This window comes from Paraburkholderia sp., from assembly GCF_047605525.1.
Classification (GTDB): Bacteria; Pseudomonadota; Gammaproteobacteria; order Burkholderiales; family Burkholderiaceae; genus Paraburkholderia.
Genome location: NZ_JASGFN010000020.1, coordinates 124,938 through 148,489, shown reverse-complemented (window position 1 = coordinate 148,489; position 23,552 = coordinate 124,938). Strand labels below are relative to the sequence as shown.

Genomic DNA, 23,552 nt, shown 5'->3' with positions numbered 1-23,552 from the left:
CGTTCGCCGCGGCGGAATTCGGGCACGGCCCGCGGAGCCGGCCTTCAGCAGCGCATGAAAAATGGTGTTATTGTGCATTGCACAACGTAGTGAGAGCCGGCATGTTTGCCGGTCTGCACTGTCCCTTTTTGCGAGGTTATCGCCGATGGCCAAAAGCCTGTCGAAAATCTGGCTACGCGGTTTCAAGCGCCTGCTCGCGATTCAAACCGAACACGCGCAAAAAACCGCCAAGCGAGCGCTGGCACGACCGATCCGTGCCGCCACCAACAAACCGTCGAGCAAGGCGCGTCCGCTGAAGCCGGCCGCCGCGCTGCGCACGCCCACGAAACGCGAAGCGCCGCGCGAGTCGCGCGTGCGTCCGCGCGCGGCCGCATGGGCAAGCGGTTCGTGGACGCGCTCGTTCCACTCCGCGCCGGTCGCGCCGGGGCGGCTCGTCAATCACCTGCAATACGGCTTGTATATCCCGTCCGGGCACGCGCACGAAACCATGCCGCTCGTCGTGATGCTGCACGGCTGCACCCAGTCCATCGACGAATTCGCCGAAGGCACGCGCATGAACCTGCTCGCCGACCGCTACGGTTTCGCGGTGGTCTATCCCGAGCAGTCGAAGCATGCGCATTCGCATCGCTGCTGGCACTGGTACGACGCCGGTGACAACGCCGGTGGCGCCGAGGCGCGCGCGGTGGTGTCGCTTGTCGACGCGCTGGTCGCGCAGCACGGCTTCGACCGCGAGCGTGTGTACGTGGCCGGGATTTCCGCGGGCGCGGGCCTGACGGCGCTGCTGGCGGTCAAGTATCCCGAGCATTTCGCGGCGGTCGCGCTGCATTCCGGCCCCGCTTTCGGCGAGGCCCGCTCGGGCATTACCGCGATGGACGTGATGCGGCGCGGCGCGCGCGGCGAGCCGGTTGAACTCGTCGATGGGATGACGGACGTCGCGAACTACCCCGGCATGCCGGCGCTCATCATCCACGGTGACGCCGACCACGTGGTCACGCCGGTCAATGCGGACCAACTGGCGACGCAGTTCCTGCGCCTGAACCGGCTCGTCGATGCGCGCGGCGGCCGTCGGGCCGGTGAGATGCGCGAAGACCGCAAGGGCGGCGTCGTGATGCGCGACTATCTGCGCGGCGGACGGCGTGTGGTGCGGCTGTGTCGCGTGCAAGGGCTCGACCACGCGTGGAGCGGCGGTGACGACGCCGTGCCGTTCCATTCCTCCAAAGGCCCGGATGCGAGCGCGATGATCTGGGAATTCTTTAAACACCAGCGCCGCACGGACGCTGGGCACAGCGCGGAAAGCCCGGCTGTGGCGGATTCCGCGCTCGGACACTGACGCTGGAGCAACCCCTCGAAAATGAAGGTGGCGCGATCCTAGGGTTTTCCCTATAATCAGGGTTATTACCTAGGTGTAAACGCCTAATTCTATTTCCCGAGGTCGACCATGTATCTGCTTAGCCGTCTGTTCCTGTTTTTGACCAAGTCGCCGGACCAACTCGCGAAAGAGCGTGCTGACGCCTACCTCGCCGAAGCGACCGACCTCTACGACCTCGAATTCCGCATGCGCAAGCTCGATCGTGAATCGAACGTGCGCCAGCCGTCGTGGATGAGCCAGCACTACGGCTAACCGGGTGCCTCGCACCAGGCATTCGCTGTAGCAACCGGAACATCGGCGTGGCGTGAAGCGCCGGTGTTTGGGGCGAGCCGCGCAGGCTTGCGCCCGAATCTTTCCGCATCGATCGCTCGCGCGGCCTTCGCGGGCAGTGAATCGGCGTTGCGGGTTACGCCGCTGGATTCATCTGCCACAACGCGTAGTTCAGCAGCGCCGCATACGCGACCCACACCACATACGGCACCAGCAGCAGGCCCGCGAGACGGTCGCGTCGCCAGAACACATACGTCAGCATCACGATCAGCACCAGCAGGATCAGGATGTCGATCAGCCCCGTCCCCGGCCGGTGCAGGCCGAAAAATAGCCACATCCACGCCGCGTTGAATACCAGTTGCACGACCCACAGGATGATCGCCGCGGTCAGGCCGTCGTGCTTCCACACACGCCACGCGGAAAACGCCATCAGCACGTAAAGCACGGTCCAGACCGGTGGGAAGACCCAGTTCGGCGGATTGAACGCGGGCTTTTGCAGACCCGAGTACCACGCATCCGGCAAGGACAGGCTCGCGGCCCAGCCGGCCGCAAGCGTCAGGATCAGAAACACGAGCAGCGACGGCAGACGACGCATCTTTACCCCCATCTTCGATGATGTAAGCCGGCACTCACTTGCCGTAACGGGCCAGCGTGCGCTCGCGCGCCTGCGCGTGATCGACGATCGGTTCGGGATAATTCCCGCCGAGCACCACGCCGAATTCCGCGAGTCGTTCCGCACCCGCAAGCCACGGCGCGTGAATCCATTTTGCCGGCAAGTTCGCGAGTTGCGGAAGATAGCGTTTGATAAAGCGCCCGTCAGGGTCAAATTTTTCGGATTGTGTCACCGGATTGAAAATGCGGAAGTAAGGTTGCGCGTCGCACCCGGTCGATGCCGCCCACTGCCAGCCGCCGTTGTTCGCCGAGAAATCGAAGTCGTTCAACAGATCGGCGAAATAGCGCTCGCCGCGGCGCCAGTCGACGCCGAGATCCTTCGCGAGGAAACTCGCCGTCACCATCCGCAGACGGTTGTGCATATAGCCGGTGCGGTTCAACTGCAGCATCGCGGCGTCGACGAGCGGATAGCCGGTGCGGCCGTCGCACCACGCGGCGAACGCCTCTTCCGCCGCGCGGCCTTGCTCCCAGCGCAAATGCTCGTATTCCGGCTTGAACGGCGCGCCGTGCGCGATGCGTGGATGATGCGCGAGGACCATGAAATAGAAGTCCCGCCAGATCAGCTCAGACAGCCATGTCGCCGCGCCTTTGCCGTCGGGTTGCAGCGACATCTCGTACGCGAGTCGCGCTAGCGTGCGGATCGACACCGTGCCGAAGCGCAGATGCACCGACAGATAGCTCGGCCCCTTCGCGGCGGGAAAGTCGCGCCGCTCCGCGTAGCTGTCGATGCGGGTCAGGAAGTCGTCGAGTAGCTGCTGGGCGCCGCGCATGCCGGCGGGAAGCTTCAGATCAGTGAGGTTGCTCGGCGTGAAGCCGAGCTGATCGAGCGTCGGCAAGTGACGGTCGAGCTTGCCCGGCAGCGCCGCGAAATGCTTCGCGTAGCTTTCCACGGGATAGGGCTTCAGGTCGAATGCGCTCAACTGCTTGAGCCACGCGTTCCTGTACGGCGTGAAGACCGTGAACGGTTTGCCTTGGCCCGTCAGCAATTCGTCGCGTTCGAAAATCGCCTGATCCTTGAACGTCAGCCACTGACGCCCCGCTTCGGCGAGCCGCTCGCCCACCGTTGCGTCGCGCTCGATCGCGACCGGCTCGTAGTCGTGATTCGCGAACACCGCGTCGACGCGCAGTTGCGCGGCGAGCTTCGGCACCAGCTCGGCCGGATCGCCGTACAGTACGACGAGGCCGCCGCCGTTCGTGCGCAACGCGTCATCGAGTTCGCCGAGCGACGCCAGAATGAAGTCGATGCGGCGGTCTTGTACCAGCTCGCCAGGATGGCGCGACTGCCAGGTATCGACGAGTGGCTGCAGGATCGTCGTATCGAACACGAACACGCACCACACGCGCACGCAATGCTTGAGCGCGTAGTACAGCGCGGCATGGTCCGTGCTGCGCAGGTCGCGGCGAAACCAGACCAGACCGGTGTCGAAGTTGTCGTGCAGGCGTCGGGCGCGTGTCATCGGGGGCGTCGGTCGGGATGAGGAAGATTGAGAGCTGGCCACGCAGATTGCGTGCCGCGTGCGCCGGACGAGCTAGCGCCCGTCCCTATTGTGCAGGGTACGGGCGCTGTTTTGTGGTGAGGAAGTGCCGTTCCGTCAGTTGCCGCGGCGGATCGCGGCACGACGACTGAAGCAACGGCAACAGGCAACCCTCAATGCAAACTCAAGCGACGTGCAGACGAACCGCGACGTTGTTGCGCGTGGCGTTCGAGTACGGGCAGACCTGATGCGCGGCATCGACCAGTTCCTTCGCGGCTTCCGGAGCGAGACCCGGCAGCGAGATGCGCAGATCGATGTCGAGCGCGAAGCCGCCCGCGTCGTTCGGGCCGATGCCGACGTCGGCCGAAACCTGCGTGTCAGCTGGCAAAGCCTGCTTGCGCTGGCCGGCGACGAACTTCATCGCGCTCAGGAAACAGGCCGAGTAGCCGGCCGCGAAGAGTTGTTCGGGATTCGTGCCCGCCGCACCGTTGCCGCCCAGTTCACGCGGCGCGGCAAGCTTTACGTCCAATGCGTTGTCCGATGAGACGGCGCGGCCGTCGCGGCCACCGGTGCTCGTTGCGCTTGCTTTGTAGAGGATATTCATGGTGCTGTTCCTTATTCGGGTTGTCAGGGTGTTTGCGTGCTTGCCGTTGCGTACCGGCTCGCCGGTCTGGCGAAGTTGTTTGCGAAGCGGCATGTCGCTAAGATAGTACACAAATCATTTGTGTACAAATGAAATTTTTTGTATTGCCACGATAGTTTGCGCTGGTCGGCGCATGTGCTTCACTTCGTAACGCTATTGATCCATGTAATCGTTGAGCGTGGCACGCAGGCGCGTCAGGTCGTTGCGTAGACGCAGCAGGAATTCAGGCGTCTGCTGGGTCGCGCAGAAGATTTCGGCGGGCACTTCGCGCGCCTGCCGCTTGAGCGCCTTGCCCGCACCCGTGAGGCGGATATAGACGAGCCGTTCATCGTCGACGCCGCGCACGCGCTCCACGAGCCCTTGTGCTTCGAGGCGCTTGAGCAGTGGCGTAACCGTCGCCGGATCGAGATTCAGGCGCGCGGCCATGTCCTTGACGGTGACGTCGTCGGTTTCCCATAGCACGAGCATCGCCAGATATTGCGGATACGTGAGTCCGAGCTTGTCGAGCAGCGGCTTGTACGCTTTCGTCATCGCCAGAGAGGTCGAATAGAGCGCGAAGCAGAGTTGCTCGTCGAGCGTGAAGGGCAGGGTGGGGCGCTGGGTCATGGTGCATCTCGGCTGAAAGTGCGTACAAATGGATTGCACACAAATCATTGTGCCGCAAATCGATGCGCGATGGCGGAGCAGCCGGGGGAGCGATCGGGAAAAGCGCGGATGCGGCGAAAAGGTATGCGGACGCCGGAAAAGCGCCCGCGCGTACGACGGATCAGGCTGCCGGCGTGGTCGGCAGATCCGGTGTTTGCGGCGTCTGCACGCCGAAGCAGCCGCGGTAGGTCGCATAGAACGAGCAGTACAGCATCGTCGTGACGATCATCGTGGCGGGCATCAGGACCGCGTACGCGTACTCAACGGCGCCGAGCGCCTGCATCAACGTGGACAGCCCGAACGACACCACCGTCGCCACCGCGAACCACAGTGCCGCGAACACGATGAACGCGCCGCGATTGCGCCAGCAACTGACGACGCTGAAGAACATCGCCTTGACGGGCGGCACGTCATGCCAGGCGGCGAGGATCGGCGAGAACCAGAAGATCATCGCGACCGGAATATAGAACGCGAGCGCGGTGATTACCGCGAGCGGGATATTGCCGTTGGCGATCGCGTTCTCATCCATCGGAGTGGTGCCGAGCATCACTTTCAGCAGCATGCCGCCGTCGGCGAGCGCCGAGCCGAGCAGCACCAGAGCCATTGCGACGACGTACAGCACGCCGAGCACGAGCAGCCGCCGCGCGACCACCGGGCCGTACGAATGAAAGCCGTCCACGAGGATGGTCGGGAATACCGGCTTGCCGGCGATCGTATTGCGGCACGCGGCCATGAAGCCGACCGCGACGCCCGGAATGAACAGCAGCGGCAGGACGCCGCCGACCACCGGAATCTGCGAGACGAGCGTCATCACCAGCACGTAGGTGAAGAACAGCGTGAGGAAGGCGAGCGGGTTCTTGCGGAACAGCCAGATGCCTTGCCGGAACCACACGTAGCCGGTTTTCGCGGGGACTTCGATCAGTTGCATGGGGTATGGATGCCAGGATTCGCGACGCCCTTCAGGCGCTCGCGCAGAATGCGTTCGAAATGACCGGGGTCGTGCGGCTTGAGCAGCTCGGCCGCGCGCGGCAAATGAAAATCATACAGGCGCGAGACCCAGAAACGGTACGCGCCCGCACGCAGCATGTCGCCCCAGTGGCGGTTTTCCTCGACGGTGAACGGCCGAACGGTCTGATACGCGCGCAGAAGCGCTTCGGTTCGCACATCGTCGAGCTTGCCGGTGGCGAGGTCGACGCACCAGTCGTTGACCGTCACCGCGACGTCGAACAGCCACCTGTCGCAGCCGGCGAAATAGAAATCGAAGAAGCCGCCGAGCCGCACCGCGTGGCCGGTGTCCGGCGCGGCGCGCGCGAACATCGCGTTGTCGCGGAACAGGTCCGCGTGGCATGGGCCCGCGGGCATCGCGGCGTAATCGGCGGACGCGAAAAACGCCTCCTGATGCGCGAGCTCGGACGACAGCAGCTCGCGCTGCGCGCCTTCGAGGAACGGCAGGATCGTCGGCACGGTTTCGCGCCACCACGGCAAGCTGCGCAGATTCGGCTGATAACGCGGATAGTCGCGGCCCGCGAGGTGCATGCGCGCCAGCATCTGGCCGACTTCGACGCAGTGCTCGACACCCGGCGCGAGTTCCGGTGCGCCCTCGAGTTTGGTGACGATCGTCGCGGGCTTGCCGAGCAGCATGCCGAACAGCGCGCCGTCGCGGCGCGGCATCGGGTCCGGCACCGGCACGCGGTGAGACGCGAGGTGGCGCATCAGGTCCAGGTAGAACGGCAGTTGCGCGGCAGTCAGCTTTTCGAAAATCGTCAGCACGTATTCGCCGCGCGTCGTCGTCAGAAAGAAGTTGCTGTTTTCAATACCGGACGAGATGCCGCGAAATTCGACGACGTCGCCGAGATCGTAGTGACTCATCCATTCTGCGAGTTGGGATTCGTTGACAGCGGTGAAGACGGCCATGCGGGAAGCGTCGGATCAGGTTGGTCGGGCTGGCGCGGTGCGGCCAGTGCGAGGTAAGGCAAATGAATGTGACGAGTGTAACGAGTGCGGTGTCGGAGCAGACGATTCGGCGCCGGCGATCCGGTTTGCGCGGCGAGTGCGGCATCGAGACGCCATGTTCATCGCCGGTTCACGGTGGAGCGACCGGAATCAGTCGCGGCGGCGAGGCGCGAGCCTCGCGAAACCGGAGCGGCCGCCGTTGCCGGCGCGCCGCCCGTGCATGGATCAATAGTGCAGATTCACCGAGGGCAAACGCGTGCTCGGACGGCCGCTGTCGTGGACAGTGGGCGACGTGTCGAGCGGCGCGCTCATCTGGTAGCGGGTGCCGAAATTCGATTGCACGTTGATTTCGACCGGTTTGCCCTTGTCGCGGTATTCGGTGATTTCAGTGCCGTTCGGGCTGCGCTCGTGGAAGCTGGGCGTGCGCGGAACGTTGTTGATGTCGACCTTCGAGCTGACCTGCGCGGCCGGACGGTTGATCTTGTCCAGGTCGGGCAGACCGGCCCGCTCGTTGGCGGACTGAGGCGCGTCGGCGGGCGGCGGTTCGTCGACGGGCTGGGCAGCCATCGCGGCGCTGCCGAAGGCGAGAGCCAGCGCGGCGGCGATGGGAAGGAGCGGCTTCATGGTGATTCTCCGATTGGGTGCCCGGATTCTAGCAAATCCGGCCTGGCGTACGGACGCGAAGCCTTATTTTGCGCCGCTTTCGCGCAACCTGCGCGGGCTTGCCGCGAACCGTGCTGCAAGCGCCGCGGCGCCATTTGGCGACAGCGGGTTCCGTGGTAATGTCGTCTCATCAATAGGGGTGAACGATGATCAACAACGAAATCAATCAGCGCACGGTGCAGACTCCCGCCAGCAGCTTCCCGACCGAGGCCTTCGACGACGCGGCCGAGGCCGTCACCCGCCTCTCCGCGATTTACGAGGCGAATACGTCGTTCCTGCGCGATGCGTTCGCGCGCTATCGCCGCAACGAACAGTTCGAGCATCGTGTGCGCGCGTGCTATCCGTTCGTGCGCGTGCGCACCGAGGTCAACACGCACGTCGACTCGCGCCGCTCGTACGGTTTCGTCGCGGGGCCCGGCGTGTTCGAGACGACCGTCACGCGGCCCGATCTGTTCGGCAACTACTATCGCGAGCAGTTGCGGCTGCTCGCGAAGAACCATCACGTGCAGATCGAGGTCGGCGTGTCCGACCAGCCGATTCCGATTCACTTCGCGTTCGCCGAGGGCATTCACCTCGAAGGCGATCTGGACCGCGAGCGCCTGTTCCTGATGCGCGACATCTTCGATACGCCGGATCTCGCGCTGCTCGACGACCGCATCGTCAACGGCACGTACGAGCCGATGCCGGGCGAGCCGCATCCGCTCGCGCTTTTCACGGCGGCGCGCGTCGATTTCTCGCTGCACCGGTTGAAGCACTACACGGCGACCGCGCCGACGCACGTGCAGAACTACGTGCTGTACACGAACTACCAGTTCTATATCGACGAATTCGTCAAGCTCGGCCGCAACATGATGGCCCATACCGACGACGAGGAATTGCGCGCCTATCGCAGCGAGTACACGTCGTTCGTCGAGCCCGGCGACGTGATCACGTACAACGAGAATCTCGGCGAACAGGCGCAGGAGGGCACGCCGCCGCCGCGTCTGCCGCAGATGCCCGCCTATCACCTGAAGCGCGCGGACGGCAGCGGCATCACGATGATCAATATCGGCGTCGGGCCGTCGAATGCGAAGACGATCACCGATCACATCGCGGTGCTGCGTCCGCATGCATGGATCATGCTCGGCCACTGCGCGGGGCTGCGCAACACACAGCGTCTCGGCGACTACGTGCTCGCGCACGGCTACGTGCGTGAGGATCACGTGCTCGACGCCGACCTGCCGCTGTGGGTGCCGATTCCGGCGCTCGCCGAGGTGCAGGTCGCGCTCGAGCGCGCGGTCGCGCAGGTCACGCAGCTCGATGGCGTCGAGCTGAAGCGCGTGATGCGCACGGGTACCGTGGCGAGCGTCGACAACCGCAACTGGGAGCTGCGCGATCATCGCGAGCCGGTGCAGCGGCTGTCGCAAAGCCGCGCAATCGCGCTCGACATGGAAAGCGCGACGATCGCCGCGAACGGCTTCCGCTTCCGCGTGCCTTACGGCACCTTGCTATGCGTGTCGGACAAGCCGCTGCACGGCGAGCTGAAGCTGCCGGGCATGGCGGATCAGTTCTATCGCGCGCAGGTCGATCAACACCTGCAGATCGGCGTGAAAGCGATGGAGTTGTTGCGCATGAACGGGCTGCATCGCTTGCATAGCCGCAAGTTGCGGAGTTTCGCCGAGGTGGCGTTCCAGTAAGCGGGCGACGGGTTGACCGACTGCGGCCCGGCAAGCCGCGCAGCCACCGGCGGCTTTTGCATCACATCTGCCCGAACCCGGTCAGCCCGATCAGGCTGCCGGCCGCCAGCAGCCACAGCGGATGAATGCGCGTTTTCGTCGCCAGCACGGCGGTGAACGCGGTGATGGCCCACGCAATCGCGGTCGGGTTCGACGCCTTCGCTATTACCGCCGCGCTCGCCGCGACGATGCCGGCCGTCACCGGCACCAGTCCGAGCTGTGCATAGCGCCGCCACGGACGGTCCTTGAAGCGGTCCCACGCATGCAGCGCGAGAATCGTCACGAGCGACGAGGGTCCGAACTTCGCAATCGACGTCACGAGCATCCCGGCCCAGCCGGCCACATGCCAGCCGACCAGCGTGACGACCATCAGGTTCGGCCCGGGCGCTGCCTGCGCGAGCGCGAACAGCGCGCTGAATTCGCTGGCCGGCATCCAGTGATGCACGTCGACCACCTGCCGCTGCATCTCCGGAAGAATCGTATTGCCGCCGCCGAACGCGAGCAGCGAGAGTTGACTGAAAATGACGGCGAGCGAAATGAGCGTGTCGTTCATCGTGTGCTCCTTGCCGCGAGGTAGATGCTGAGCGGCGTGAGCACGAGCATCGTCGGCAACAGCGGCAGCCGCAGAACCGCAATCGCGATGAAGCCGAGCACCGCGATCAGCGCGGCCATCGGCCTGTGGCGCAACGGCAGCACGATCTTGAGCGCCATCGAGATCAGCAGGCCCGAGGCCGCCGCCGCAAGTCCCGCGAACAGATGCCGCACGTGCGGATCGTTCTGCGTGTGCTCATACAGCACGCCAAGCCCGATCACGACCAGCGAAGGTCCGGCGATCAGCCCGAGCAGCCCGGCCAGCGCGCCGGGCACGCCGCGAAAGCGCATGCCCATCGCGACCGAAAGATTGATGACATTGCCGCCCGGCAGGAATTGACAAAGGCCGAGCAGGTCCGTGAATTCCTCGGCGGTGAGCCAGCGGCGTTGTTCGACGAGCGCGCGGCGCGCGAGCGGCAGTGCGCCGCCGAATGAAATCAGCCCGAGGCCGAGAAAGCCGCCGAAGATTTCCCGCAATGTCGGCGTGGGCGCCAATGCGGGTTCGGGCGAGGTGAGTTCGTTGTTCATCTTGTTCAAACCACGAGGCTTCGGGTACCAGCCCAGCAGGTTAGCGCCGAACGCGCGGCGCGCAAAACGATTTTTACGCGATTTTTATGCGGACGCCGATGATCGTAAGCACACCGCAAACTGGCCTGCAAAACGAAAGCGGGCAGCCCGAAGGCTGCCCGCCGGAATTTGCCGCGCCGCATGCGGCAACCGATCCTCACAGATAGAACATCCTGTCCTCATCCGACTTGACGGGAGGCGCCTCGCCTTCCTCGCGGTCTTCGTAGAACTTCAGTACCGCTTCGAGCACCTGGTCCGGATCGTCGATCACCTGCATCAGATCGATGTCGGTCGGATTGATCAGGCCCATCGGAATCAGTGAACTCTTGAACCACGCGAGCAGACCTTCCCAGAACTCGGCGCCCACCAGAATGATCGGCACATGGCGCGACTTCTTGGTTTGAATCAGCGTGAGCACTTCGGCGAGTTCGTCGAGCGTGCCGAAGCCGCCCGGCATGACGATCACCGCATCGGAATTCTTCACGAACGTGACCTTGCGCGTGAAGAAATGGCGGAAGCGCAGCGAGATGTCCTGCCACTGGTTGCCCGATTGCTCGTGCGGCAACTCGATGTTCAGACCGACCGACGGCGCCTTGCCCGCATGCGCGCCCTTGTTGGCCGCTTCCATGATGCCGGGGCCGCCGCCGGAGATCACCGCGAAGCCCGCATCCGACAGCTTGCGCGCGATTTGCGTGGCGAGTTTGTAGTACGGCGAGTTCGGTTTCAGGCGCGCCGAACCATAGATGCTGACCGCCGGGCGAATCTCCGACAGGTACTCGGTGGCCTCGATAAACTCTGCCATAATCGTGAACATCTGCCACGATGCGCGGGCTTTTTTGGCCGTTGCACGCTCTTGATCTGCGAGTGATCGCAGACTCGGAATCACTTTTCTCTTAGTCATAATGCCTGAAGAACGAAGCCTTGAAGGTAAGACCCTGCTGTTGGTCGACGGTTCGAGTTATCTGTACCGGGCCTACCATGCGATGCCTGATCTGCGCGGCCCCGAGGGTGGTCCGACGGGTGCGCTCTACGGGATGATCAACATGCTGCGGCGCATGCGCAAGGAAGTCACCGCAGAGTATAGCGCGTGCGTGTTCGACGCCAAGGGCAAAACGTTTCGCGACGACTGGTATCCCGACTACAAGGCGAACCGCCCGTCGATGCCGGAAGACCTGTCGCGTCAGATCGAGCCGATTCACGTCGCGGTTCGCGCGCTCGGCTGGCCGCTCCTGATGATCGAACGCGTCGAGGCCGACGACGTGATCGGCACGCTGTGCACCGAGGCGGAAAAGCTCGGCATGAACGTGATCGTGTCGACCGGCGACAAGGACCTCGCGCAGCTCGTGTCGGACCGTGTCACGCTCGTCAACACGATGACGAACGAAACGCTCGACCGTGAAGGCGTGGTCGCCAAGTTCGGCGTGCCGCCGGAGCGCATCATCGATTATCTATCGCTGATCGGCGATACCGTCGACAACGTGCCCGGCGTCGAGAAATGCGGACCGAAAACGGCCATCAAATGGCTCACGCAATACGATTCGCTCGACGGTATCGTCGAGCATGCGGGCGAGATCAAGGGCGCGGTCGGCGACAATCTGCGCCGCGCGCTCGAGTTTCTGCCGATGGCGCGCAAGCTCGTCACCGTCGAGCGCCATTGCGATCTGACCGGCCATATCGTGTCGATCGAGGAAAGCCTGGCGAGCCGGGCCGAGTCGCGTGAGGAATTACGCGATCTGTTCACGCGCCACGGCTTCAGGACATGGCTGCGCGAAGTGGAAATCGCCGATGCGGTGGAAGGCCCGGAAACCGACGTGGAGCCGGCGCTCGCCGTCGACCAGGAGCGTCATTACGACACCGTGCAGACGTGGGAGCAGTTCGACGCGTGGTTCGAAAAGATCAACGCGGCCCAACTGACTTCCTTCGATACCGAGACCACGTCGCTCGATCCGATGACCGCGCAGATCGTCGGGCTGTCGCTCTCGGTCGAAGCTGGCTGCGCCGCGTATGTGCCGCTCGCGCATCGCGGCCCGGATGCGCCCGCGCAGCTGCCGCGCGACGAAGTGCTCGCGAAGCTCAAGCCGTGGCTCGAAAGCGAAGCTCACAAGAAGGTCGGCCAGCATCTGAAGTACGACGAACAGGTGCTCGCGAATTACGGCATCGAAATGCGCGGGGTCCAGCACGACACGCTGCTCGAATCGTATGTGCTCGAATCGCATCGCACGCACGACATGGACAGCCTGGCGCTGCGCCATCTCGGCGTGAAGACGATCAAGTACGAAGAAGTGTGCGGCAAGGGCGCGCAACAGATCTGCTTCGACGAAGTTGCGCTCGATAAAGCCACCGAATACGCGGCCGAAGACGCCGACATCACCTTGCGTTTGCATCAGGCCTTGTATCCGCAGATCGCCGCGGAAAAGACGCTTGAACATGTGTATAGCGCGATCGAAGTGCCAACTTCGCGCGTGCTGCGCAAGATGGAGCGCACCGGCGTGCTGATCGACGCGGAGAAGCTGCGTCAACAAAGCAGCGAGATCGCGACGCGTCTGATTCAGCTCGAAGCCGAAGCGTACGAACTGGCGGGCGGCGAATTCAATCTCGGCTCGCCGAAGCAGATCGGCCAGATCTTCTTCGAGAAGCTCGAGTTGCCGGTCGTCAAGAAGACCCCGAGCGGCGCGCCGTCCACCGACGAAGAAGTGTTGCAAAAGCTCGCCGAAGACTACCCGCTGCCGAAGATCCTGCTCGAGCACCGCGGGCTGTCGAAGCTGAAGTCGACCTATACCGACAAGCTGCCACGCATGGTCAACGCGCAAACCGGCCGCGTGCACACGAACTATGCGCAGGCCGTCGCGGTGACGGGACGGCTCGCGTCGAACGATCCGAACCTGCAGAACATTCCGGTGCGCACCGGCGAGGGCCGTCGTATCCGCGAGGCGTTCATCGCGCCGCCGGGGCACAAGCTGGTCTCCGCGGACTATTCGCAGATCGAGTTGCGCATCATGGCGCATATTTCCGGCGACGAATCGCTGATGCGCGCGTTCTCGCGAGGCGAGGACATTCATCGCGCGACCGCCTCGGAAGTCTTCAGCGTGACGCCGCTCGAAGTCTCCAGCGATCAGCGGCGCATCGCGAAGGTCATCAACTTCGGCCTCATTTACGGGATGAGCTCGTTCGGTCTCGCATCGAACCTCGGCATCACGCGCGACGCGGCGAAGATGTATATCGACCGTTACTTCGCGCGTTATCCGGGCGTCGCCCGTTACATGGAGGAGACGCGTACGAGCGCGAAGGCGAAGGGCTACGTCGAAACCGTCTTCGGCCGCCGCTTGTGGCTGCCGGAGATCAACGGCGGCAACGGTCCGCGCCGCCAGGCCGCCGAGCGCGCCGCGATCAACGCGCCGATGCAGGGCACCGCCGCCGACCTGATCAAGATGTCGATGATCGCCGTGCAGAAGTGGATCGAAGACTCGAACGTCGGCACGCGCATGATCATGCAGGTGCACGACGAACTGATTCTCGAAGTGCCCGACGCCGAATTGTCCGAGGTACGTAAGCGCTTGCCTGAATTGATGTGCGGCGTCGCCACGCTGAAGGTGCCGCTCGTCGCCGAGGTCGGCGCGGGCCTGAACTGGGAGGAAGCGCATTGACGCGCCTGTGACGCGCGCGCGATAACGTCGTGCGCATGTCACACATCTGTTTTGATGACTTGTGACAACCCGTGCGGGTCGAGGACAATCGCTGCTGGACGGCGCGTTGAGGCGCAGCGTCGCGACGCATGATTCATCGGCTAACACGGAGAAGTGCAATGCATCGATTTATCGTCGTTGGCGGAGGTGCGGGGGGGCTGGAACTGGCGACACGCCTCGGCAATCGCTATGGGCCGAGCCGGCGCAAGGGTGACGCGCGAGCCCAGGTCACGCTGGTCGACCGTTACCCGACGCATATCTGGAAGCCGCTGCTGCATGAGGTGGCGGCGGGCAGCATGGACCCGTTCACGCAGGAGCTCGAATATGCGGCCCAGGCGCGCTGGCATGGCTTCGAGTTCCAGCAGGGCGAGCTGGCCGGGCTCGACCGCGCGAACCGGCGCATCACGCTCGGTCCCGTGCTCGACGACGACGGCGCCGAACTGCTGCCCGAACGGCAGCTGGAATACGACACGCTGGTCATCGCGATCGGCAGTACCACCGCCTTTTTCGGCGTGAAAGGCGCGGCCGAATTCTCCATTGCACTCGATACCGTCAGCGAGGCGGAGCGTTTCCGCAAACGCCTGATCGCGGCATGCATGCGCGCCGAGCATCAGGTGCACGCGCCCGTCGAGTCCGGGCCGGACGCAGCGGCGTCCGGCGAGCCGCGCATCCAGGTGGCGATTGTCGGCGGCGGCGCGACCGGGGTCGAACTGTCGGCGGAATTGCGCAACACCGCGCAGGTGCTGTCCGCGTACGGGCTGCACAAGCTCGATCCGCGCCACGACGTCGGCATCGTGCTGATCGAGGCCGGCCCGCGCATTCTGCCGGCCTTGCAGGAGCGCGTGTCGACCGCTACCGCGGATCTGCTCGTCAAGCTCGGCGTGAAGCTGATGATCGGCGAGACGGTCGCGGAGGTCGCGCCCGGCATCGTGCGCACCGCGAGCGGCAAGACCGTGCGCGCCGATCTGACCGTCTGGGCGGCGGGCATCAAGGCACCGGCGGTGCTGAGTCAGCTCGACGGGCTGCCGGTCAACCGGCTCGGCCAACTGGTCGTGCGCCGCACGCTGCAAACCGAAATCGACGACAACATCTTCGCCCTCGGCGACTGCGCCGCGTGCCAGTGGCCGGGCAACGAGCGCAACGTGCCGCCGCGCGCGCAGGCCGCGCATCAGCAGGCAACCTTTCTGCTGAAGGCGATCGCGGCGCGGCTCGACGACAAGCCGCTGCCGGAATTCACCTATCGCGACTTCGGCTCGCTCGTGTCGCTCGGGCATTTCAGCGCGGTCGGCAATCTGATGGGCGGGGTGATCGGCGGCAACATGCTGATCGAGGGGCTGTTCGCGCGCTTCATGTACATGTCGCTGTACCGGCTGCATGTCGCCGCGCTGCACGGCTATCCGCGCATGGTGCTCGACACCTTCGCGCACTGGCTGAGGCGCACCACGCTGCCGCGCGTCAAGCTGCACTGACGCGCGCGAGCTGCCTCCGCGGCCGGATCCGCAACAGGATGCGCGCAGGGCGTATCCTGTTGCCTCCGACACATTCTCCGAGGAGCGTCGCATGCTGAAACCCGAGATCGACAGCCTGGTTCCGCACGTTCCCTTCAACCGGCGTACCTTCATCAAGGCCGCACTCGGCAGCGGTTTCGCGGCGGCCGTGCTGCCGGTCTCGGCGCAAACCATCCATACCGACAGCGACGGCCTCGAAGCCGGCGAGGTCGCGTTTCATTCGGGCGGCACGCTGGTGCCGGCCTATCGTGCGCAGCCGAAAGGCAAGATGCATCTGCCGGTGATCCTCGTCGTGCATGAGATTTTCGGCGTGCACGAGCATATCGCCGACGTTTGCCGGCGCTTCGCGAAGCAGGGCTATCTGGCGATTGCGCCGAACCTGTACGAGCGCGAAGGCGATCCGACTGTCTACACGAGCATGCAGCAGCTCAACGAGCAACTGGTCAGCAAGGTGCCCGACGAGCAGGTGCTGGCCGACCTCGACGCGGCCGCGGCATGGGCCGGCGAGAACGGCGGCGACCTGAACCGGCTTGGCGTGAACGGCTTCTGCTGGGGCGGGCGCATCGCGTGGCTGTATGCCGAGCACAATCCGCGTGTGAAGGCGGGCGTCGCCTGGTATGGTCGCGTGACCGGCGCGAAGAATGCGATGACGCCGGCCAATCCGCTCGACCGGGTCGCGGACCTGCATGCGCCGGTGCTGGGTCTGTATGGGCGCCAGGATCAGAGCATTCCGCAGGACACGCTCGAGCAGATGAAGCAGGCGATCGCGCAAGGTCCGCAGGCGGGACGCGGTTCGCAGTTCGTCGTCTATGACGACGCGGGTCACGCGTTTTTCGCCGACTACCGGCCGAGCTACAGGAAGGCCGATGCGGAGGATGGCTGGCGTCGCGCGCTCGTGTGGTTCAAGCAGCACGGGGTGGCTTGAGGCGGCGCGCTGCCGCTGTCGCGCGGTGACGAACTTCGCAAGCCTTGACGAAGGCTGAGGGCTTTGACGAAATCGTCGCGCGTCGTCGACTCAACTCAAGGATTCGGCCCCGTCGCGATCGGCCGTTTCGGATCGGAACTCCATTCGCTCCACGACCCCGCGTACAACGCCGAGCCATGCAGGCCTGCGATCTCCATCGCGAGCGAATTCACGCAGGCGGTCACACCCGAGCCGCATTGCAGCACCACGTGTTCCGGGGGCGTGTCGCCGAGCACGGCATGGAATTCCTCGCGCAGCGTATGCGCCGGCTTGAAGCGGCCGTCGGCGGTGAGGTTGTCCTTGAAGAAGCGGTTGAGCGCGCCAGGAATATGGCCGCCGACGCGATCGAGCGTCTCGTTCTCGCCGCGATAGCGATCGGCCGCGCGCGCGTCGACCACGACGTGCTCCTTCGAGCCGAGATTGCGCTCGATCGTCTGCACGTCGACGGTGACGGCGAGCGGCGCGCCCGCCTTGAAGTCGCCGGTGTTCTGCGCCGGCACGTCCTGCGTCAACGGCTTGCCGGCGGCCTCCCAGGCTTGCAGGCCACCGTCGAGCAGCGCGACCGCGTCGTGTCCGAGCCAGCGCAGCAGCCACCAGACGCGCGCCGCGTACATGCCGCCTTGTGCGTCATACGCAACGACCTGCTGGCCTTGCTTCAAGCCGCGTGATTCGAGTGTTTCGACGAGCCGCGCGCGATCCGGCAGCGGATGGCGGCCGTTCGAGCCGTTCTTCGGCCCGGACAGATCGCGGTCGAGATGCAGATAGTGCGCGCCCGGCAGATGGCCGGCCAGATAGGCTTTTTCGCCCGCCTCGGTATCGGCGAGATCGAACCGGCAGTCGATGACGAACACGCTGCCCGGCGCGGCCGCGAGCCGCTCCGCGAGATTGGTCGCGGAGATCAGGGTGGTGTAGTGAGTGTGGGGCATGATGTCTCCTCGAGACGGGCGATGGCGGCTCCGGCTGCGCGTTTTCGAGCAGCGGGCGGATGACCGGTCTATGTCGGTAGTCTAAACAAAAAAAGACGGGCCGAAGCCCGTCTTTCCCTGCATTGACACATGTGTCGATCGCGGTGACTCAGATCGTGCCGAGTTCACGGCGCAGAAACTCGTGGAAGTGTTGCATGCCGTCTTCCATCGGGCTCTGATACGGACCGACCTGCGACTCGCCGCGCTCCATGAGTGCGCGCCGGCCGGCGTCCATGCGCTCGGCGATCTCGTCGTCTTCGCGGGCCGTTTCCATATAGGCGGCGCGCTCGGCTTCGACGAAGTCGCGTTCGAACAGCGCGATTTCCTCGGGATAATAGAACTCCACGACATTGGTGGTTTTCTGCGGACCGCGCGGAATCAGCCACGATACGACCAGTACGTGCGGATACCACTCGATCATGATGCCCGGGTAGTACACCATCCAGATCGCGCCGAATTCGGGCGGGTTGCCGCCACGGAAGCGCAGCACTTCGTCGTGCCACTTGCGGTACGTCGGGCTGCCGGGTTGCTCCAGATCCTTGTGCACGCCGACCGTCTGCACGCTATACCAGTCGCCGAACTCCCACGTCAGATCGTCGCAATTGACGAAGCTGCCGAGGCCCGGATGGAACGGCGCGACGTGATAGTCCTCCAGATAGACCTCGATGAAGGTCTTCCAGTTGTAGTTGCACTCGTGGACTTCGACGTGATCGAACATGAAGCCCGAAAAATCGAAGTGCCTGCTCGGGCCGAGACGGGCGAGATCTTTCGCGACGTTGCGCCCCTGTGCCTCGAACAACAGGCCCTGCCAGTTCTGCAGCGGCGTTGCGTCGAGATTCAGGCACGGGTTGTCGGCGAAATGAGGCGCGCCGAGCAGCTCGCCCTTCAGGTCGTACGTCCAGCGATGCAGCGGACAGACGATGTTCTGGGTCTGCCCGCGGCCGTTGAGCATGATGGCTTGCCGGTGGCGGCACACGTTCGACAGCAGCTCGACCTGCGACTGCTGGTTACGAACGAGCACCCGCCCCTCGCGTTCGCTGGGCAAGGCAAAATAATCCCCCGCTTCGGGCACCATGAGATCGTGGCCGATGTAGCGAGGACCTTTCTTGAAAAGGGTGTCGATTTCGCGCGTAAGAAGCGCTTCGTCAAAGTAAGCCGTGACTGGCAGTTGGCTGTGAACAGATCGCAACTGCAATGCATTGCTCAGATTGGACATTCCCACTCCCGATGAAGACGTGAAAGCAGTGAACAACCCAACCATCGAAGATTCGATTTAGGGAACCGATGATTATACCCGTTTCCCCTTCGCTGGGGCACTTAAGTGACTGATTTGGGTTAAAAATGTCGGGAAAGTTCGGCATTTTTGCCGCAGACCCGGTGCTTTTTTTCTGCGAGACTTCAGGGTCGAAGCAGTGCAAAGGCGAGGGGCAAGGCGAGGGCGACGCGGAGTGGGAAGCCGGGGCGTACGGCGGCGAGCGGATCGGAAACGATGCTTTTGCCGTAGAATGTTCGACTTGTTTTAATTTTGCGACTATTCATGGCGAAGACCGCATCGAAAGATACCGCCGCCGCGCCAGCCGAAAGCGGCGATGCCGCGCCTCTGCCCGAGAACTACGAGGCCGCGCAGGCGGAGCTGGAAGAACTCGTCGCGCGCATGGAAGGCGGCAGCCTGAGCCTCGAGGAATCGTTGGCCGCGTACCGCCGCGGCGCGGCGCTTGTCGCATTCTGTCAACAGCAGCTCGAAAAGGTCGAGCAGCAGGTGCGCGTGCTCGATGGCGAGACGCTCAAGCCGCTGCCCATGAATACCGCGGGCACAGCCGCTACTGAAAGCGGGGACGACGACCTATGACATTCGAACAATGGATGCGCTCGGTACTCGAACGCGTCGAAACGGCTCTCGAACACTATCTGCCGTCTGAAACGACCGAACCCGCCACCCTGCATGAAGCGATGCGCTACGCGGTGCTCGGCGGCGGCAAGCGGGTCCGTCCGCTCCTGTGTCACGCGGCCGGCGAGCTGACCGGCGCGCGCGCCGAATGCCTCGATGCGGCGTCGGCGGCGCTCGAAATGATCCACGTGTATTCGCTGGTCCACGACGACATGCCGTGCATGGACGACGACGAACTGCGCCGCGGCAAGCCGACGGTCCACGTCAAGTATGACGAAGCGACCGCGCTGCTCGTCGGCGACGCGCTGCAGTCGCAGGCATTCGTAACGCTGACCTCGGACGCATTGGCCGCGCAGCAGCAAGCGGCGCTCGTGCGTGAGCTGGCGCTCGCGAGCGGCTCGATCGGCATGTGCGGCGGCCAGGCGATCGATCTCGCCAGCGTCGGCCATACGCTCACGCGTGCGCAGCTCGAAACGATGCATCGGATGAAGACTGGCGCGTTGCTGCGCGCGGCGGTGCGCATGGGCGCGCTGGCCGGCGAGGCCCCCGGTGCGGACGCGATGCGCTCGCTCGACGCCTACGCCGCCGCGGTCGGCCTCGCGTTCCAGGTTGTCGACGACATTCTCGACGTCACGACCGACTCCGCGACGCTCGGCAAGACCGCCGGCAAGGACGCGAAGGACGGCAAGCCGACCTATGTATCGATTATCGGGCTCGACGCGTCGCGTGCGCTCGCGGCGCAACTGCGTGGCGATGCCCATGCCGCGCTCGCCCCGTTCGGCGCACGCGCGCAGCGTCTTGCCGAACTGGCCGATCTGGTGGTGAACCGGGTCAGCTAAACGCGAAAGCCCGCCGCCGCGTACCCTCCATCCCCGGGGTGCATGTATTAAGTGCGGGCGCGTAAGTTTTCCTACAATGGAACGACGATGTACGACTTGCTGAAAACCATCGACGACCCGGCAGCCCTGCGCCGCCTCGATCGCCGTCAATTGCAACCGCTTGCCGACGAGTTGCGCGCTTTTGTGCTCGACAGCGTATCGCAGACGGGCGGCCATCTTTCGTCCAACCTCGGCACGGTCGAGTTGACCATTGCTCTGCATTATGTGTTCGACACGCCGCACGACCGGATCGTCTGGGACGTCGGCCATCAGACCTATCCGCACAAGATCCTGACGGGCCGCCGCGACCAGATGCACACGCTGCGTCAGCTGGGCGGCATCTCGGGCTTCCCGAAACGCGACGAATCGGAATACGACACCTTCGGTACCGCGCACTCGAGCACGTCGATTTCCGCCGCGCTCGGCATGGCGGTCGCGAGCAAGCTGCAGGGCGACAACCGCATGGGCATCGCCGTGATCGGCGACGGCGCGATGACGGCCGGCATGGCCTTCGAAGCAATGAACAACGCGGGCGTCGAAGACGACGTGCCGTTGCTCGTGATCCTCAACGACAACGACATGTCGATCTCGCCGCCGGTCGGCGCGTTGAATCGCCATCTCGCGCGTCTGATGTCGGGCCGCTTCTACGCGGCCGCGCGCGCGGGCGTCGAACGGGTGCTGCGCGTCGCGCCACCCGTGCTCGATCTCGCGCGCAAGCTCGAGGAGCACGCAAAGGGCATGATCGTGCCGGCCACGCTGTTCGAGGAGTTCGGCTTTAACTACATTGGCCCGATCGACGGTCACGATCTCGACTCGCTGATTCCGACGCTGCAGAACATCAAGGAACTGCGCGGTCCGCAATTCCTGCACGTCGTCACGAAGAAAGGCCAGGGCTACAAACTGGCCGAGGCCGATCCGGTGCTGTACCACGGCCCGGGCAAGTTCAATCCGGCCGAGGGCATCAAGCCGGCTGCCACGCCGTCCAAGAAGACCTATACGCAGGTGTTCGGCGAATGGCTGTGCGATGCCGCCGAGCTCGATTCTCGCGTGGTCGGCATTACGCCGGCCATGCGCGAGGGCTCGGGCCTCGTCGAGTTCGAAAAGCGTTTCCCGGACCGTTACTTCGACGTCGGCATCGCCGAGCAGCATGCGGTGACGTTCGCGGGCGGCCTTGCCGCGGACGGCATGAAGCCGGTCGTCGCGATCTACTCGACCTTCCTGCAACGCGCGTACGACCAGTTGATCCACGACATCGCGCTGCAAAACCTGCCGGTCGTGTTCGCGATCGACCGCGCGGGCCTTGTCGGCGCGGACGGCGCAACGCACGCCGGCGCGTACGATCTCGCATTCATGCGCTGTATCCCGAACATGACCGTGATGGTGCCGTCGGACGAAAACGAATGCCGGCAGATGCTGTACACGGCGTTGCAGCAGTCGCATCCGACCGCGGTGCGCTATCCGCGCGGCGCGGGCACCGGCGTCGCGACGGTCAAGCAGATGACCGCGCTGCCGATCGGCAAGGGCGAAGTGCGTCGCGAGACCTCGCAGCCGGCCGGCAAGCGCATCGCGATCCTCGCGTTCGGCACGATGGTCGCGCCGTCGCTCGCGGCGGCCGAGCAGCTGGACGCCACGGTCGCGAACATGCGCTTCGTGAAGCCGCTCGATGTCGGCCTCGTGCGTCAGCTCGCCGAAACGCACGACGCGATCGTCACCGTCGAGGAAGGCTGCATCATGGGCGGCGCGGGTTCGGCCTGCGTCGAAGCCCTGCTCGCGAGTGGGGTTATGCGACCCGTACTACAATTGGGCCTCCCCGACCGGTTCATCGATCATGGGGACCCGGCCAAGCTGCTCGCCGCGTGCGGTCTCGACGCCGCGGGCATTGCCCGGTCGATCCGCGAACGCTTCCTCGCGAGCGGCGCGGTCGGCGGTCAATCGTCGGTGAAGCGCGTCGCGTAAAGCGCGGTCGCTGTCGTACCGCCTGATGCCGCCGTCATGCGACGGCGGTCCCGGAATCTCCAGTTTTTGAATCGACGGGCGTTGCGGCCCGTCACCCAACGCCGGCAGGAGCCGGCGTTCGCCGTTGCGCGCGCTGATCCGCACGGCCGCTGGGCGCCTCGAATCTGTCGTTGCGCGACAGTCCCCGATGCAGCGAACCCTTGGGGTGGCCCGGCGTTTTCCAGAAAGGACAAAAAATGAATCAGATGAATCCCGCCTTTGTGATGCCCGACGTGCAAAGTACCCCCGATACGCGCCAGATCCCGATTCAGCGGGTCGGCGTGAAGGGTGTGCGTCATCCGTTGACGGTGCGCACGCAGGCCGGCGAGGTGCAGCCGACGATCGGCACGTGGAATCTCGACGTGCATCTGCCGGCCGAACAGAAGGGCACGCATATGTCGCGTTTCGTCGCGCTGCTCGAAGAGAACAAGAGGCCGCTCGACGCGGCCACGTTCCGCACGATGCTCGCGGCGATGCTCGAAAAGCTCGAGGCCGAGGCGGGCCGCATCGAGGTCTCGTTTCCTTACTTCGTGAACAAGACCGCACCGGTGTCGGGTGTGCAAAGCCTGCTCGACTACGAAGTCACGCTGACGGGGGACACCCGCGACGGCGCGACTCGGCTGTTCCTGAAGGTGCTGGTGCCGGTCACGAGCCTGTGCCCGTGCTCGAAGAAGATCTCGCAGTACGGCGCGCACAATCAGCGCTCGCACGTCACGATCAACGCGGAACTCAACGGCGACGTCCCGGTGGAAGAACTCGTGCGTATCGCCGAGGAAGAGGCGTCGTGCGAGCTGTGGGGCCTGCTCAAGCGCCCGGACGAGAAGTTCGTTACCGAGCGTGCGTATGAGAATCCGAAGTTCGTCGAAGACCTCGTGCGCGACGTCGCGCAGCGTCTGAACGCGGATGAGCGCATCGTCGCGTATGTGCTCGAAGCCGAGAACTTCGAATCGATTCACAATCACAGCGCGTATGCGGTGATCGAACGGGATAAGCGACGCGGTTGATACGTTTTCCGGTTCGCGCCGTTTGGTCGAGGGTGCATCGAAGCATTAAAAAAAGCCGCTTGAAGCGGCTTTTTTATTCGCATTGGAACAATGGCTTGCATCGA

At 64.3% G+C, this 23,552-nt stretch carries 22 protein-coding genes; 10 read left to right on the top strand and 12 right to left on the bottom strand.

The window, feature by feature from the left end; genetic code table 11:
* The first annotated feature begins 145 nt into the window (after positions 1 to 145).
* Both QM685_RS26330 and QM685_RS26325 read left to right on the top strand, forming a co-directional pair.
* Positions 146 to 1,330: a PHB depolymerase family esterase gene (locus QM685_RS26330; protein WP_415120944.1), complete on the top strand. Its 1,185-nt coding sequence runs from the start codon at positions 146 to 148 to the stop codon at positions 1,328 to 1,330.
* Between the two features lie 108 nt (positions 1,331 to 1,438).
* Positions 1,439 to 1,621 carry a DUF3563 family protein gene (locus QM685_RS26325; RefSeq protein WP_233837153.1) on the top strand — a complete coding sequence of 61 codons (183 nt, stop codon included), beginning with the start codon at positions 1,439 to 1,441 and terminating at the stop codon, positions 1,619 to 1,621.
* A 154-nt stretch (positions 1,622 to 1,775) separates the two neighbouring features.
* Here QM685_RS26325 and QM685_RS26320 read toward each other — a convergent pair whose 3' ends face one another.
* The 7 genes from QM685_RS26320 to QM685_RS26290 all read right to left on the bottom strand — a co-directional run bounded on the left by QM685_RS26320 (position 1,776) and on the right by QM685_RS26290 (position 7,651).
* The gene (locus QM685_RS26320; protein ID WP_415120942.1) at positions 1,776 to 2,234 is read right to left on the bottom strand and encodes a TspO/MBR family protein; all 459 of its coding nucleotides are present in this window, start codon (positions 2,232 to 2,234) and stop codon (positions 1,776 to 1,778) included.
* A 34-nt stretch (positions 2,235 to 2,268) separates the two neighbouring features.
* Positions 2,269 to 3,768 carry a cryptochrome/photolyase family protein gene (locus QM685_RS26315; RefSeq protein WP_415120940.1) on the bottom strand — a complete coding sequence of 500 codons (1,500 nt, stop codon included), beginning with the start codon at positions 3,766 to 3,768 and terminating at the stop codon, positions 2,269 to 2,271.
* Positions 3,769 to 3,970: 202 nt separating this feature from the next.
* Positions 3,971 to 4,390 (bottom strand): organic hydroperoxide resistance protein, encoded by a 420-nt coding sequence (locus QM685_RS26310; RefSeq protein ID WP_415120938.1) that lies wholly within the window; start codon positions 4,388 to 4,390, stop codon positions 3,971 to 3,973.
* Positions 4,391 to 4,582: 192 nt separating this feature from the next.
* The gene (locus QM685_RS26305; RefSeq protein WP_415120936.1) at positions 4,583 to 5,035 is read right to left on the bottom strand and encodes a MarR family winged helix-turn-helix transcriptional regulator; all 453 of its coding nucleotides are present in this window, start codon (positions 5,033 to 5,035) and stop codon (positions 4,583 to 4,585) included.
* A 160-nt stretch (positions 5,036 to 5,195) separates the two neighbouring features.
* A complete protein-coding gene (locus QM685_RS26300; protein ID WP_415120934.1) occupies positions 5,196 to 6,002 on the bottom strand; it encodes a BPSS1780 family membrane protein in 807 nt (268 codons plus the stop codon).
* A complete protein-coding gene (locus QM685_RS26295; RefSeq protein ID WP_415120932.1) occupies positions 5,993 to 6,988 on the bottom strand; it encodes a homoserine kinase in 996 nt (331 codons plus the stop codon). The genes QM685_RS26300 and QM685_RS26295 overlap by 10 nt, the downstream gene beginning before the upstream one ends.
* A gap of 264 nt (positions 6,989 to 7,252) precedes the next feature.
* On the bottom strand, positions 7,253 to 7,651 hold the full coding sequence (locus QM685_RS26290; RefSeq protein ID WP_415120930.1) for a hypothetical protein: 399 nt from the start codon (positions 7,649 to 7,651) through the stop codon (positions 7,253 to 7,255).
* Positions 7,652 to 7,836: 185 nt separating this feature from the next.
* On the opposite strand from QM685_RS26290, the gene QM685_RS26285 reads away from it, so the two are divergent.
* Entirely contained in the window at positions 7,837 to 9,366 is a 1,530-nt protein-coding gene (locus QM685_RS26285; RefSeq protein ID WP_415120928.1) for an AMP nucleosidase, read from the top strand.
* Between the two features lie 61 nt (positions 9,367 to 9,427).
* On the opposite strand, the gene QM685_RS26280 is transcribed toward QM685_RS26285, so the two are convergent.
* From QM685_RS26280 to QM685_RS26270, 3 genes are all read right to left on the bottom strand, one after another.
* A complete protein-coding gene (locus QM685_RS26280) occupies positions 9,428 to 9,958 on the bottom strand; it encodes a chromate transporter (protein ID WP_415120926.1) in 531 nt (176 codons plus the stop codon).
* Entirely contained in the window at positions 9,955 to 10,524 is a 570-nt protein-coding gene (locus QM685_RS26275) for a chromate transporter (protein ID WP_415120924.1), read from the bottom strand. The genes QM685_RS26280 and QM685_RS26275 overlap by 4 nt, the downstream gene beginning before the upstream one ends.
* 196 nt (positions 10,525 to 10,720) lie before the next feature.
* A complete protein-coding gene (locus QM685_RS26270; RefSeq protein ID WP_415120922.1) occupies positions 10,721 to 11,464 on the bottom strand; it encodes a TIGR00730 family Rossman fold protein in 744 nt (247 codons plus the stop codon).
* Between the two features lies 1 nt (position 11,465).
* Here QM685_RS26270 and polA point away from each other — a divergent pair, with 1 nt between their 5' ends.
* From polA to QM685_RS26255, 3 genes are all read left to right on the top strand, one after another.
* Positions 11,466 to 14,207, top strand: coding sequence for a DNA polymerase I (polA, locus tag QM685_RS26265; RefSeq protein WP_415120920.1), 2,742 nt, complete (start codon positions 11,466 to 11,468; stop codon positions 14,205 to 14,207).
* Between the two features lie 158 nt (positions 14,208 to 14,365).
* Positions 14,366 to 15,715 carry an NAD(P)/FAD-dependent oxidoreductase gene (locus tag QM685_RS26260; protein WP_415120918.1) on the top strand — a complete coding sequence of 450 codons (1,350 nt, stop codon included), beginning with the start codon at positions 14,366 to 14,368 and terminating at the stop codon, positions 15,713 to 15,715.
* Positions 15,716 to 15,806: 91 nt separating this feature from the next.
* The gene (locus tag QM685_RS26255; protein ID WP_415120916.1) at positions 15,807 to 16,679 is read left to right on the top strand and encodes a dienelactone hydrolase family protein; all 873 of its coding nucleotides are present in this window, start codon (positions 15,807 to 15,809) and stop codon (positions 16,677 to 16,679) included.
* A gap of 95 nt (positions 16,680 to 16,774) precedes the next feature.
* On the opposite strand, the gene QM685_RS26250 is transcribed toward QM685_RS26255, so the two are convergent.
* Positions 16,775 to 17,644 carry a sulfurtransferase gene (locus QM685_RS26250; protein WP_415120914.1) on the bottom strand — a complete coding sequence of 290 codons (870 nt, stop codon included), beginning with the start codon at positions 17,642 to 17,644 and terminating at the stop codon, positions 16,775 to 16,777.
* Positions 17,645 to 17,792: 148 nt separating this feature from the next.
* Positions 17,793 to 18,899: an aromatic ring-hydroxylating oxygenase subunit alpha gene (locus tag QM685_RS26245; protein ID WP_415120912.1), complete on the bottom strand. Its 1,107-nt coding sequence runs from the start codon at positions 18,897 to 18,899 to the stop codon at positions 17,793 to 17,795.
* A 321-nt stretch (positions 18,900 to 19,220) separates the two neighbouring features.
* On the opposite strand from QM685_RS26245, the gene QM685_RS26240 reads away from it, so the two are divergent.
* The 4 genes from QM685_RS26240 (at position 19,221) to folE2 (ending at position 23,448) form a co-directional block, all read left to right on the top strand.
* Positions 19,221 to 19,532: an exodeoxyribonuclease VII small subunit gene (locus QM685_RS26240; protein WP_415120910.1), complete on the top strand. Its 312-nt coding sequence runs from the start codon at positions 19,221 to 19,223 to the stop codon at positions 19,530 to 19,532.
* Positions 19,529 to 20,410 carry a polyprenyl synthetase family protein gene (locus tag QM685_RS26235; RefSeq protein WP_415120908.1) on the top strand — a complete coding sequence of 294 codons (882 nt, stop codon included), beginning with the start codon at positions 19,529 to 19,531 and terminating at the stop codon, positions 20,408 to 20,410. The genes QM685_RS26240 and QM685_RS26235 overlap by 4 nt, the downstream gene beginning before the upstream one ends.
* Positions 20,411 to 20,497: 87 nt before the next feature.
* Positions 20,498 to 22,405 carry a 1-deoxy-D-xylulose-5-phosphate synthase gene (gene dxs / locus QM685_RS26230; RefSeq protein ID WP_415120906.1) on the top strand — a complete coding sequence of 636 codons (1,908 nt, stop codon included), beginning with the start codon at positions 20,498 to 20,500 and terminating at the stop codon, positions 22,403 to 22,405.
* Between the two features lie 236 nt (positions 22,406 to 22,641).
* Positions 22,642 to 23,448 (top strand): GTP cyclohydrolase FolE2, encoded by an 807-nt coding sequence (gene folE2 / locus QM685_RS26225; RefSeq protein WP_415120904.1) that lies wholly within the window; start codon positions 22,642 to 22,644, stop codon positions 23,446 to 23,448.
* Positions 23,449 to 23,552: the final 104 nt, after the last annotated feature.

Excerpts from the sequence above, each read along its gene's own strand:
- QM685_RS26330 (WP_415120944.1), top strand. The coding sequence starts at position 146 with ATGGCCAAAAGCCTGTCGAAAATCTGGCTACGCGGTTTCAAGCGCCTG.
- QM685_RS26325 (WP_233837153.1), top strand. The coding sequence starts at position 1,439 with ATGTATCTGCTTAGCCGTCTGTTCCTGTTTTTGACCAAGTCGCCGGAC.
- QM685_RS26320 (WP_415120942.1), bottom strand. The coding sequence starts at position 2,234 with ATGCGTCGTCTGCCGTCGCTGCTCGTGTTTCTGATCCTGACGCTTGCG.
- QM685_RS26315 (WP_415120940.1), bottom strand. The coding sequence starts at position 3,768 with ATGACACGCGCCCGACGCCTGCACGACAACTTCGACACCGGTCTGGTC.
- QM685_RS26310 (WP_415120938.1), bottom strand. The coding sequence starts at position 4,390 with ATGAATATCCTCTACAAAGCAAGCGCAACGAGCACCGGTGGCCGCGAC.
- QM685_RS26305 (WP_415120936.1), bottom strand. The coding sequence starts at position 5,035 with ATGACCCAGCGCCCCACCCTGCCCTTCACGCTCGACGAGCAACTCTGC.
- QM685_RS26300 (WP_415120934.1), bottom strand. The coding sequence starts at position 6,002 with ATGCAACTGATCGAAGTCCCCGCGAAAACCGGCTACGTGTGGTTCCGG.
- QM685_RS26295 (WP_415120932.1), bottom strand. The coding sequence starts at position 6,988 with ATGGCCGTCTTCACCGCTGTCAACGAATCCCAACTCGCAGAATGGATG.
- QM685_RS26290 (WP_415120930.1), bottom strand. The coding sequence starts at position 7,651 with ATGAAGCCGCTCCTTCCCATCGCCGCCGCGCTGGCTCTCGCCTTCGGC.
- QM685_RS26285 (WP_415120928.1), top strand. The coding sequence starts at position 7,837 with ATGATCAACAACGAAATCAATCAGCGCACGGTGCAGACTCCCGCCAGC.
- QM685_RS26280 (WP_415120926.1), bottom strand. The coding sequence starts at position 9,958 with ATGAACGACACGCTCATTTCGCTCGCCGTCATTTTCAGTCAACTCTCG.
- QM685_RS26275 (WP_415120924.1), bottom strand. The coding sequence starts at position 10,524 with ATGAACAACGAACTCACCTCGCCCGAACCCGCATTGGCGCCCACGCCG.
- QM685_RS26270 (WP_415120922.1), bottom strand. The coding sequence starts at position 11,464 with ATGACTAAGAGAAAAGTGATTCCGAGTCTGCGATCACTCGCAGATCAA.
- polA (WP_415120920.1), top strand. The coding sequence starts at position 11,466 with ATGCCTGAAGAACGAAGCCTTGAAGGTAAGACCCTGCTGTTGGTCGAC.
- QM685_RS26260 (WP_415120918.1), top strand. The coding sequence starts at position 14,366 with ATGCATCGATTTATCGTCGTTGGCGGAGGTGCGGGGGGGCTGGAACTG.
- QM685_RS26255 (WP_415120916.1), top strand. The coding sequence starts at position 15,807 with ATGCTGAAACCCGAGATCGACAGCCTGGTTCCGCACGTTCCCTTCAAC.
- QM685_RS26250 (WP_415120914.1), bottom strand. The coding sequence starts at position 17,644 with ATGCCCCACACTCACTACACCACCCTGATCTCCGCGACCAATCTCGCG.
- QM685_RS26245 (WP_415120912.1), bottom strand. The coding sequence starts at position 18,899 with ATGTCCAATCTGAGCAATGCATTGCAGTTGCGATCTGTTCACAGCCAA.
- QM685_RS26240 (WP_415120910.1), top strand. The coding sequence starts at position 19,221 with ATGGCGAAGACCGCATCGAAAGATACCGCCGCCGCGCCAGCCGAAAGC.
- QM685_RS26235 (WP_415120908.1), top strand. The coding sequence starts at position 19,529 with ATGACATTCGAACAATGGATGCGCTCGGTACTCGAACGCGTCGAAACG.
- dxs (WP_415120906.1), top strand. The coding sequence starts at position 20,498 with ATGTACGACTTGCTGAAAACCATCGACGACCCGGCAGCCCTGCGCCGC.
- folE2 (WP_415120904.1), top strand. The coding sequence starts at position 22,642 with ATGAATCAGATGAATCCCGCCTTTGTGATGCCCGACGTGCAAAGTACC.